This is a genomic window from Gordonia sp. SGD-V-85 (genome assembly GCF_001456905.1).
In the GTDB taxonomy this organism is placed as follows: Bacteria; Actinomycetota; Actinomycetes; order Mycobacteriales; family Mycobacteriaceae; genus Gordonia; species Gordonia hongkongensis.
The window spans coordinates 55,489-66,410 of sequence record NZ_LNQO01000011.1 but is presented as its reverse complement, the minus strand read 5'-3'; the positions used below and the strand labels follow the sequence as shown (position 1 = coordinate 66,410).

Genomic DNA, 10,922 nt, shown 5'->3' with positions numbered 1-10,922 from the left:
GGCGAAGGGGAGCATCGAGTATGAGTGCAGGCCGGAGTGACGAGGGGCGGGCGCCGCTGCGGATCATGGTCGTCGACGACCACCCGATCTGGCGAGAGGCGGTGGCCCGCGATCTCGCCGACGAGGGATTCGACGTCGTCGCCACCGCGGACGGCGTGGGCAGTGCCGGTCGACGTGCGGCCGCCGTCACCCCCGATGTGGTCCTGATGGACATGCAGCTGACCGACGGGACCGGTACGGAGGCGACGACGGCGGTCCTGGAGGTCTCGCCGAAGACCCGCATCCTCGTGCTGTCCGCATCGGGTGAGCGCGACGACGTTCTCGAGGCCGTGAAGGCCGGGGCCAGCGGCTATCTGGTGAAGTCGTCGTCACGCGAAGAACTGGTGGACGCGGTCCGGGCGACGGCCGACGGCCAGGCGGTCTTCACCCCGGGTCTCGCGGGGCTGGTGCTGGGCGAGTACCGGCGCATGTCCCAGCAGCCCGACGCCGCACCCGCCGCGCCCGCGCTCACCGAGCGTGAGACCGAGGTGCTGCGTTTGGTCGCAAAAGGACTGAGCGCCAAGCAGATCGCGCGGCGCCTCGACCTGAGTCACCGGACCGTCGAGAACCACGTCCAGGCGACGCTGCGCAAACTCCAGCTCGGCAACCGCGTGGAACTGACCCGCTACGTGATCGAACACGGCCTGGACGAGGACTGAGTCCTCGGCCAGGCCGTGTTCGACGGTGGCGGGTGCCGCCGGGTCACTCGCTGACGGCGAGCCCCGAGGTCGTCAGCGAACCGCTCGCGGGCGCGTCTGCCGGCTTGGGTGACTTGACCAGCATGACTCGCGATCAATCCGCTTACGAGACCCGTGGCCGCGAACGGGGGTCCGAGCGGTCACTTCTGTGAGCGACTCCGCTTCAGCAGTTCCTGGACGCTGATCTGGCCGTCGTCACCGGTCTCGTCGGACCGGGCGTGCCGGTCGGTACGCGGGCGACGGCGGCGGTTCGACTCGTCGGCCGGGCGATCCTGCTCACCCGAGGCGGGACCGGCGTCGGACCGCGCGGCGGCCGGGGTCGCATCGGCGCTGAGTCCGCGCTCCATCGGCGACGGACCGTTGCTGCGACGACTCCGAGACGACGGGGTCGAGGTCTCGGGGCTGACCGAGGCGGCCAGGGGGCGACGACCGGTCTCGTCGAGGGTGGGCCGGCGTCCGAGCGGTGAGCGCTGGCCGGTCGGCTCCGGCGTCGGCCGGGCGGTTCCGGGATTCGGCCGCCCGGTCTCCGGCACCCGTGGCGGGGCGGACGGGGGAGTGACCGCCGGACGGTCCCCGTTCTCCGAGCGAGGTGCGGGGTCACCGAGTCGGATGCCACCCTCGCCGAGGCTCCAGCCGCCGGTGTCGGGACGATCACCCTTCGACACGGTGGAGCGGCGGTAGGGCGTCGCGGGACGGCGTCCGGCCGGTTCGGGGGCCCGGGCACCGGGCACGGGCGTCGGTCCGACGCGCGCCGGCGGAGTGCGCGGCGGGGTCGGCGCAGTACCCGGGCGGCCGGTGGTGGTCGGCGGCGGACCCGAGGGGGACGGCGGAGTCGGGGTGGGACCGGGACCTGTGCGCTGGTCGGGGGCCTGACCCGTCGGGCGACCGTTGGTGAGCGGTCGGTCCGGGGCGGGCCGTGCCGGTGCGGCGGGGCGACCGACGGCGCCCGGGACACGACCCCGGGCGGGGACCGCGCCGGCGGCGACCGGTTGCCTGCGTGCCGCGGCCATCACCGAGGTCGGCGCCTCGGCCACCACGGTGCCCGCACTCATCGGGCGGGCGCCGGCACCGGCGTCGCGCTGTTCGTCGGGTTCGTCGTCGAGGACGGTCTCGCCGAGGCCGATCTTGCGCTGGACCACGCGCATCCACCGCGGTGCCCACCAGCAGTCGTCCCCGAGCAGCTTCATCACCGACGGGACGAGCAACATGCGGATCACCGTGGCGTCCAGGATCAGCGCGGCGATCATGCCGAACGCGATGTACTTCATCATCACGATCTCGGACAGGCTGAACGCGCCGGTGACCACGACCAGGATCGCGGCGGCCGCGGTGATGATGCCGCCGGTGTGCGCGGTGCCGCTGCGGATCGCCTCGGTGGTGCTCGCGCCCTTCTGTCTGGCCTCGACCATGCGGGAGAGCAGGAACACCTCGTAGTCGGTCGAGAGGCCGAACACGATGGCGATGATCAGCACGAGCACCGCTGCGAACAGCGGGCCGGGGGTGAAGTTGGCCAGCTCGGCGCCGTGACCGTCGACGAAGATCCACGTCAGGATGCCGAGCGTGGCACCGAGACCCAGGGCCGTCATGAGCGCGGCCTTGATCGGCAGGACGATCGAACCGAACTGCAGGAACATCAGCAGGCCGGTGATGAGGACGAGCATGACCGCCATCAGCGGGAGCCGTTGCATCAGCGCGTCGATCGAGTCCTGGGTGAGGGCCGGGGTACCCGAGACGTACATCGTGAGGCCCTCGGTGTCGATCGCGCGTAATTGCTCGATCGCCTGGGCGGCGGTGTTCCGGTCCACCAGACCAGCCGACACCTGGTAGACGCCCACGTTCGGGTACCGCTCGGCGTCGAACGACCCGAAGTCGGACTTGTCGGCGTCGCTGAACTTGTTGGTGAAGCCGGGCACCGCGTCGGCGCGTTGCGCGATCGCATCGAGCTTGTTCTGGTCGGCCTGGCTCGACTCGTCGTAGATGATGACGAGCTTGATGGCCTCGGTTCGCTCGCTCGGGAAGTATTCGTCGAACTTCTCCTGCGCGACCCGGTTGGGGTTGTCCGGCGGCAGGAACTTCTCGCTGATCCCGCCGAACTGGATGCTGCCGAACGGGATGATCAGCGCGAGCAACAGGAGCACGGTGGGAACCGCGGTCTTGACCGGGTGCTTCATCACCCACGTCGCGAGTCGGCCCCAGAAGCCGTTCTCGACTTCCTGGCTGGTCTTCATGCGACCGCTGAAGCGGTTCTGGATGGCCGCTGCGCGTTCCTCGCCGGAGAAGCGCCGGGCCAGCGGAACGGCGGTGTACTTCATGACCGTGCTGATCGACAGCATGTTCACGCGGGGTCCGAGGATGCCCAGGATCGCCGGGAGGACGGTGATCGACAGGATCGCGGCCAGCGAGACCGACGCGATCGCGCCGTAGGCGACGGATTTGAGGAACCCCTGCGGCATGATCAGCAGACACGCCAGGGCGGCGACGATGATCGTCGCGGAGAAGACCACCGTCTGACCGGCGGTCATCACGGTTCTTCGGACCGCGGCCTTGGTCGAATAGCCTTCACCGAGTTCTTCGCGGAAACGCGACACGATGAACAGGCCGTAGTCGATCGCGATGCCGAGACCGATCAGCGTGACCACCGACTGCGCGAAGATGTTGAGCTCGGTGGTGAGCGCGAGGATCTTCATGATGCCCAGCGAACCGGCGATGGTCAGACCACCGATGAGGACGGGCAGGCAGGCGGCAACGACGCCGCCGAACACGAAGAACAACATGATCGCCACCAGCGGCAGCGCGAGGACCTCGGCGCGGTGGATGTCCTTGTCCATGCCCTCGGCCATCGATCCGGCGACCGGTTGCAGGCCGGCGAGTTCGAAGGTCGTACCGGGTAGATCGAAGCGTTCGGGGATGTCCTCGAAGAACGGTTCGATGGTCTTGTAGTTGTTGAGGACCGTCGTGTCGTCGTTGCCGGCGACGCCGATGCTGATGAAGGCGTGTCTGCCGTCCTCGGTGAACAGCCGCTCCTGCAGCGTGCTCTGCGCGGGCTGGACGAGGAACGGGTCGTATAGACCGGGATCGGCGCGTCCGACGATGTCGGGGTGCGTCGCGATGAGGTCCTCGACGAACGTCTCGACCTTCGCGCCGAACGCCTTGTCGTCGACGCGGGTGCCCTCCGGCGGGGTGACCAGCAGGATGATGTCGGACGTGTGGTCGCGCCCCAGCGCCTGGTCGGCGTAGCGCGCACCGGTGTCGGACTCCGACGTCGGATCGAACCAGCCGCTCTGACTGAGGTGCTTGCCGAGATCGAGACCGTACAGCCCGAGTCCGGCCATCATCGCGATGAGCACCGCGATGACGAGGAAGCGCATTCGGTAGACGAATGTGCCGATGAACCGGAACACGCGATGTCCTTTCGTGTACGACTGGTCGGGCCTGTTCGGCGCCGTCGTCTCGGGGCGCCGGTGGCGATTCTGTCAGTTTCCCGGAAGATCCTGACAGTGCTGCCTGAGTGATCCCTGAGGCGTGGGCCTCGGGGGCACGTGCGGGCACACCCGTGTCGGCGTCGGATGCCGGGTCGCGGACCGCCGCCCGACGACCTCGGCAGGGCCGCGACGCCGCAGTCAGCGCAATAGTGCGCTGAGCGGGCGGAAGGGTGTGAGCCAGGCGCCCTCGTCCGGCAGGGAGTCCAGGCCGATGCGTGGCAGCGGCTCGCGGAACACGCCGGGGATGTCCTCGAGATCGATGAACTCCAGTTCTTCGGTGCTCAGTGCCCAGCTGGCGTGCTCGCGGAACCCGATGACGGTGACGGGCACCCCGTCGCCGACCACCTCGAGCAGCGGTTCGCGGAATGCCTGACCGTCGGCGGACGCCACTATCACGCCGGCTAGTCCAACAGTGTGCCTGCGAAGTTCGATGTGGTCGAGCATGTCGGAGTCGACGTCGCTGTCGTCGGACAGTTTCGGCTTGGCGAACACGGCGAAACCGACATTACGGAGAGCGTCCACCCACGGCCGGACGACGTCGGCGCTACCAGGGGCGATGTTGGTGAACACGGTGGCCTCGGGCTCGACCGCGCCGCCTCCGTCGGTGAGAGCGGACACATCTGCGGTCCGCTGCAGCAGCCACCGGCCCAGGGCGTCGAACCGGGGACGGTGCGCGGCGGTGGGGCGTCCACCGAGCAGGGCGCCGAGGCCCATGTCCATGTTGGGTGCGTCCCACACCAGCAGCATGCGGCGCGTCCCCGTTTGGCCGGAGATGGTGTCGGCGAAGCCGGTCGGGCTGTGGTCACTCATGGCGGGCTCCCGTCGGGGTGTCGCCGGTCGAGGTGGCCGGCGGGATGGGCCGCGTGTAGACGAACTCGCTGACGTAGCGGCCCTCGCGTTCCGCGCGTCCCTCGAACTTCGTCGTCGGCCGCTGCAGCGAGATCGGCGACTCCCGCGTCAACTGCACGACGTGGGGGCGGTCGGCGTCCTGGGTGGCGAGCGCCTCCGCGATCCACTCCGCATAACCGGCGTGATCGGTCGCGATGTGCAGCACCCCGCCCGGGACGAGCCGGTCCGCGATCAGTTCCAGTGTGCCGGTCTGGACGAAGCGTCGCTTGTGGTGACGCGATTTGGGCCACGGGTCGGGGAAGAACAGCCGCACACCGGTGAGGCTCGACGACGGGATGAGCTCGGTGAGGACGATGGCCGCGTCGCCGCGGATCAGGCGGACGTTGGTCAGGCCGTTGCGGTCGACGAGGCCGAGGAGCTGGGCCAGGCCCGGCTTGTAGACCTCGACGGCCACGACGTCGACATCCGGTTCGGCCTCGGCCATCGCGGCGGTCGAGATGCCGGTACCGCTGCCGATCTCGAGGACCTTCGGGGCCTCGCGCCCGAACAGTTCGGTGAGGTCGAGTTGCGGCTCGGGGACCCGCTCCGGCCCGATCTCGAGGTCGCGGCCCAGCACCGGCCACAGGGTCTCCCAGTTGCGCTGCTGACCGGTCGTCAGCGTGCCGCGGCGGAAGCGGAAGCTCGTCACGCGGGGGTACAACCGGGACCTGTCGGGGCTGTTGTTCACGCGTCCATCGTTGCGCATCGTGTCGTTGCGGCGAAGTCGCGGGGGAACGGCGGCCCGGACGGCAGCGGTGCGGACGCGGACCCGTCCGGCCCCGCGAGGGGATGTGGAGCCGTCTCCGCCGTTCGCCCGGATCCCGATTATTCTCGGCCCTGTCGCGGTTCACGTGCGCCGATGCCCGGGGTGGCGGTGCGGTGGACGCGGGTCGTGGGAGGCGCAGGGGTCGGATGGCGAGGAGGCTGGGGTGGGGGCACCGGTGAACGGTGGCCGGCGTGGCGTGCCCGCCGGGAGCGAGTTGTGGACGGCCGCCGAGCAGGGACGACTCGTCGACCTCGTCGACCCGGTGTCGCCGCTCGTGCCCGTCCTGGCCGGTGCGGGCCGGCGTTTCCTCCGTCCGTTGCACGTCCAGGTCGTCGGCCGGCCCGGGACCGGTCGGGACACGATGGCCCGTGCGCTGCGAGAACGGCTGTCGCTCACCGTGATCGGGCCCGGTGAGGACGAGCAGGGGGCCGCCGACACCGATCTGTGGATTCTGGTCCTGGCGGGGCCGCCGCGGCGCGCCGACCGCGAACTCTTCGCGTCCCTCCCGGCCGACCGGCTGCTCGTGGTGCTCGGGAAGGCCGACACGCACGGCGACTGGGATGCGGCGGTCGCGGTGGCGGCGTCGTGTGCAGGGCGTCTGGACACGCCGGTGTACCCGGTCTCGCAGTTGCTGGCCTGCGCCGACCTCGACGATGCCGAGTTCGCCGCGCTGGCGACGATGGCGGCCGCGGGCGTCGGCATGCCGTCGATGGCCGGCCGATTCCTCGTGGGACGTCCGGGTTCCGACGAACGGCTGATGCGGCAGGGGTTGCTGCGCCGGCTCGACGCCTTCGGCATCGACACCGCGCTCGCGCTCATCGAGTCCCGTTCCGCCGTGGCCGCGAACGCCGAGGCCCTGAGCCGGGCGCTCCGCGACGCCAGCGGCGTTCCTGATCTCGCGGGACCGATCGGGGAGCGGGTCGACCGGATTCGACAGTGGCGTGAGGTCGAGTTGCGTGCCCGGTTGGAGGAGGCGGCCGCGGCGGGCGTCGACCGCGCCGGTGCCGAGCGACTTCTGGCCGGGGCAGGAGCGGGCGCATGACCGACACGGCACTCGCCGCCGCGCGGGAGCTGACCGGCTTCGACGCCGTCGGGGTCGACGCGGGCACCGACGTGCTGGTCGTCGGGACCGACGGGGTGGGCGTCCGCACGCTGGTCGAGGCCTGCCGGGCGCTCGCCCCGGACCTCGACATCGTCGCCCGCGGCGGGCGCTCGCGTGCGTCGGCCGGTGCGGCGGTCGTGGTCGTCGACCCGTCGTCGTCGGTCGGTGAGGAGGAACGTCTCCTCGTCGAGCAGATGCGCGCGCAGGTCGGGATCGTGGCGATCGTGTGCACGAAGATCGACGCGTTCTGGGAGTGGCCGCGGACCGTGCGCGCCCACCGGGCCGTCCTCGACCCGTTCGCGACGCTGCCGTTGTTCGGGGTGTCGTCGGTCGCGGCCCTCGAGGGTGCGGTGGACGAGTCGGGGATCGACGCCCTCGTGGAGTGGCTGCGTGAGACGACTGACGCGCCGGGCGTGCTCCGCGCCGAGCGGGCAAGGCTCGCGGCGGGCCTCGGGGCGGTCGAGCATCTCCTCGGCGCGCCGACGGGCGGCGTCGACGAATCGGCGTCCGCACAGGCTGCCGTCGACGATCTCCTGGCCACGCGTCGCGAACTGGTCGCCGCACGTGACCGCGGACGCCCGGACCGGTTGGCGGCGGTACGCGCCGGACTCGCGCGCGTCCGTTCGCAGACGTCGGCGGAACTGCACGCCGGGGTGCGCGATCTGGCGGCGTCCGCCGCCGGCCACGCTCCCGCCGCGGATTCTGCGTACGGCGCATGGGCCCGTACCGGCTGGGCCGCCCTCGCCGACGGCGTCCGTCGTCGCGCCGACGAGCGCGTCGACGCGGTCCGGTCGACCGCCCTGGTGGGCCTGGACGCGGAGCCGTCGGCCGACGAGAACTGGCCCGCGGTACCCCTCCACACCGAGCGGTCGCGCGGCCGGGCGCGGCGCGCAGGCGCCGAAGACGCGTTGGTGGTCGTCCTCGGGGCCTCGACCGGTCTGGGTGTGGGACGCCTCGTCGTCGCACCGATGGAGTCGGTCCAGACGTTGCAGTGGGTCAGCATGCCGCTCGCCCTGATCCTCGGAGTCGCGGTGGCGGCGTGGGTGATCCGTGTCCGGCGCAGTGCTGCGGAGCGTTCCGATCGCGAGGCGCGCACCGCCGAGCTCCTCGCCGAGGCGCGGGCGACGCTCGATCACCAGCTCGCCCTGCGCGTCACCGCGGCCGAGACCCGGATCGCCGGCCAGATCGCCCGGGCGCACGAACGCCGGAACCGAGAGGTGGCGGCCGAGGTCGCGCGCCTCGACGAGGAGATCCGCCGACTGCGCAGCGGGGTCGGGGTCCGCGACGCTCGAACCCGTCGCGAGCGCGCGGCGGAGATCCGCCGTGAGTTGGTGGCGCGGTCGGAATCGCTCTGGGCGGACGCCTCCCGCACCGACGACCCGGGTGAGGAATCCGATGATCCGGCGGGACGTCGGGGTGACCGAGGGCATGACGACGGAACGGCCGGGGTCGCCCGGGCCGGCCACGACGACGGGAAGCAGTGATCTCGATGGACCCGATGTTCCCCGACGACCTTCCGGACCCGGCCCGCCCGGAGGAGGCCTCGCCGTTCGGCGCGGCCGAGGGCGCCGACCCGCACTCGGTCGACTCGGTGGCCGCACTGCACGAGACACCGGCGTCCGACGATCTCGACGATCACCTGTGGATGCACGACGACGGCCGGATCTGGGATCTCGGACCCGCCGAGGTGGACACCGACAACGACGGCATCAACGATTCGCTCACCCGCAACGGGCCCGACGGCTTTACGGTGTACACGGACAGCGATCGGGACGGGCAGGTCGACAAGATCACCGAGATCGGTGCGGACGGCGAGTTCCGTTCCGCGGTTCTCGACCCGGACACCGGCCAGTGGATCTCCGGCGGATCGGGACGAATCGGCTGACACGTGACCGGCGCCCGACCCGGACTGCTCCGCGCCGAGACCGAGCGCGCGCGATCACCAGGGACTTTCGTCACCTGTCCGTCGGGTGTGGGATAGACCGCACCTGGCGAACCCCGTGACCTAACGCCCGCTCGGTGGACGTATCCTTGACCGCGAGACGACCTGACAGGTGGCCATTCAAGCGGCCACCACCTCGGAGGAGGCCCCAACGATGACCGCAGCCACCATTCCCGGACTGGACCCGAGTAGCGCTCCGACGAAGCACGCGGGACTGCTGGCCTGGGTGGCCGAGGTCGCCGAGCTGACCCAGCCCGACCGGGTGGTGTGGTCCGACGGCAGTGACGAGGAGTGGGAGCGCCTCACCGCCGACCTCGTGAAGGCCGGCACCCTGGTCAAGCTGAACGAGGAGAAGAAGCCGAACTCCTTCCTCGCCAACTCCGACCCCGCCGACGTGGCCCGCGTGGAGTCGCGGACCTACATCTGCTCGGAGAAGGAAGAGGACGCCGGCCCGACCAACAACTGGGTCGATCCCGCCGAGATGCGTTCGACGATGACCGAGCTCTACCGGGGCAGCATGCGCGGTCGCACGATGTTCGTCATCCCGTTCTGCATGGGCCCGCTGGACTCCGACGATCCCAAGCTCGGTGTCGAGATCACCGACTCCGAGTACGTCGTGCTGTCGATGAAGATCATGACCCGCGTCGGCCCCCGCGTCCTGGAGATCCTGGGCGAGGACGGCTTCTTCGTGAAGGCGCTGCACTCCGTCGGTGCGCCGCTCGAGGACGGCCAGGCCGACGTGCCGTGGCCCTGCAACACCGAGAAGTACATCACCCACTTCCCCGAGACCCGCGAGATCTGGTCGTTCGGATCGGGTTACGGCGGCAACGCGCTGCTCGGCAAGAAGTGCTATGCCCTGCGCATCGCCTCGGTCATCGCCCGCGACGAGGGGTGGATGGCCGAGCACATGCTGATCCTCAAGCTGACCAGCCCGGCGAACAAGGTGTACTACATCGCCGCGGCGTTCCCGAGTGCCTGTGGCAAGACCAACCTCGCGATGCTCCAGCCGACGATCCCCGGCTGGAAGGCCGAGACCGTGGGCGACGACATCGCCTGGATGCGCTTCGGCGAGGACGGGCGTCTCTACGCGATCAACCCCGAATTCGGTTTCTTCGGTGTCGCTCCCGGCACCAGCTACGACTCGAACCCGAACGCGATGAAGACCATCGAGGCCGGAAACACCCTCTACACCAATGTCGCTCGCACCGACGATGGCGACATCTGGTGGGAGGACATCGACGGCCCGGCGCCCGAGCACCTCACCGACTGGCTCGGCAACGACTGGACGCCGGAGTCCGATCACAAGGCAGCGCACCCGAATTCGCGCTACTGCACCCCGATCTCGCAGTGCCCGTCGCTGGCCGACGAGTGGGATGACCCGAAGGGCGTGCCGATCTCGGCGATCCTGTTCGGCGGCCGCCGCAAGACCACGGTGCCGCTGGTTACCGAGGCCCGCGACTGGCAGACCGGTGTCTTCATGGGCGCCACCGTCGGCTCCGAGCAGACCGCCGCGGCCGAGGGCAAGGTCGGCACCGTGCGCCGCGACCCGATGGCGATGCTGCCGTTCATGGGCTACCACGTCGGGGACTACCTGCAGCACTGGGTGAACATCGGCAAGAACGCCGACGAGTCGAAGCTGCCGAAGGTGTTCTACGTCAACTGGTTCCGTCGGGGCGACGACAAGCGCTTCCTGTGGCCCGGATTCGGCGAGAACAGCCGCGTGCTGAAGTGGATCATCGAGCGCATCGAGGGTGAGGCCGAGGGTGTCGAGACCCCCATCGGCATCGTCGCGAAGCCGGAGTCGATCGACGTCAGCGGCCTGGACGTGCCTGCGGAGGACGTCGCGGAGGCGCTCGCCTTCAACCCCGACGAGTGGCGCGAGGAGATCCCGTCCATCGAGGAGCTGTTCGACTTCGTCGGCGAGAAGCTGCCGAGCTCGTTGCGCGACGAGCTCGACGGTCTGAAGCAGCGCCTGGCCTGACGCGGCCTTGCTGCGCGGTTCCGA

At 70.3% G+C, this 10,922-nt stretch carries 8 protein-coding genes; 5 read left to right on the top strand and 3 right to left on the bottom strand.

Going from position 1 to position 10,922, the window contains the following annotated elements; genetic code table 11:
* The first annotated feature begins 20 nt into the window (after window positions 1–20).
* Window positions 21–698 carry a response regulator gene (locus AS181_RS14345; RefSeq protein ID WP_058252243.1) on the top strand — a complete coding sequence of 226 codons (678 nt, stop codon included), beginning with the start codon at window positions 21–23 and terminating at the stop codon, window positions 696–698.
* A gap of 179 nt (window positions 699–877) precedes the next feature.
* Here AS181_RS14345 and AS181_RS14340 read toward each other — a convergent pair whose 3' ends face one another.
* From AS181_RS14340 to trmB, 3 genes are all read right to left on the bottom strand, one after another.
* Window positions 878–4,138, bottom strand: a complete 3,261-nt coding sequence (locus tag AS181_RS14340; protein ID WP_058252242.1) for an MMPL family transporter — start codon at window positions 4,136–4,138, stop codon at window positions 878–880.
* 219 nt (window positions 4,139–4,357) lie between these two features.
* Window positions 4,358–5,029, bottom strand: a complete 672-nt coding sequence (locus tag AS181_RS14335; protein WP_058252241.1) for an NYN domain-containing protein — start codon at window positions 5,027–5,029, stop codon at window positions 4,358–4,360.
* On the bottom strand, window positions 5,022–5,813 hold the full coding sequence (gene trmB, locus AS181_RS14330; RefSeq protein WP_058252240.1) for a tRNA (guanosine(46)-N7)-methyltransferase TrmB: 792 nt from the start codon (window positions 5,811–5,813) through the stop codon (window positions 5,022–5,024). Before trmB ends, AS181_RS14335 begins: the two co-directional genes overlap by 8 nt.
* A 223-nt stretch (window positions 5,814–6,036) precedes the next feature.
* Here trmB and AS181_RS14325 point away from each other — a divergent pair, with 223 nt between their 5' ends.
* The 4 genes from AS181_RS14325 to AS181_RS14310 all read left to right on the top strand — a co-directional run bounded on the left by AS181_RS14325 (window position 6,037) and on the right by AS181_RS14310 (window position 10,898).
* Window positions 6,037–6,915: a hypothetical protein gene (locus tag AS181_RS14325; protein ID WP_058252239.1), complete on the top strand. Its 879-nt coding sequence runs from the start codon at window positions 6,037–6,039 to the stop codon at window positions 6,913–6,915.
* Window positions 6,912–8,459 carry a hypothetical protein gene (locus AS181_RS14320; protein WP_058252238.1) on the top strand — a complete coding sequence of 516 codons (1,548 nt, stop codon included), beginning with the start codon at window positions 6,912–6,914 and terminating at the stop codon, window positions 8,457–8,459. The genes AS181_RS14325 and AS181_RS14320 overlap by 4 nt, the downstream gene beginning before the upstream one ends.
* Entirely contained in the window at window positions 8,456–8,860 is a 405-nt protein-coding gene (locus AS181_RS14315; RefSeq protein WP_396275656.1) for a DUF6802 family protein, read from the top strand. Before AS181_RS14320 ends, AS181_RS14315 begins: the two co-directional genes overlap by 4 nt.
* Before the next feature lie 211 nt (window positions 8,861–9,071).
* A complete protein-coding gene (locus AS181_RS14310) occupies window positions 9,072–10,898 on the top strand; it encodes a phosphoenolpyruvate carboxykinase (GTP) (RefSeq protein WP_058252237.1) in 1,827 nt (608 codons plus the stop codon).
* The last annotated feature ends 24 nt before the right edge of the window (window positions 10,899–10,922 follow it).

Bases quoted from the DNA above. Each gene is read 5' to 3' on its own strand.
- AS181_RS14345 (WP_058252243.1), top strand. From the start codon at position 21: ATGAGTGCAGGCCGGAGTGACGAGGGGCGGGCGCCGCTGCGGATCATG.
- AS181_RS14335 (WP_058252241.1), bottom strand. From the start codon at position 5,029: ATGAGTGACCACAGCCCGACCGGCTTCGCCGACACCATCTCCGGCCAA.
- trmB (WP_058252240.1), bottom strand. From the start codon at position 5,813: ATGCGCAACGATGGACGCGTGAACAACAGCCCCGACAGGTCCCGGTTG.
- AS181_RS14320 (WP_058252238.1), top strand. From the start codon at position 6,912: ATGACCGACACGGCACTCGCCGCCGCGCGGGAGCTGACCGGCTTCGAC.
- AS181_RS14310 (WP_058252237.1), top strand. From the start codon at position 9,072: ATGACCGCAGCCACCATTCCCGGACTGGACCCGAGTAGCGCTCCGACG.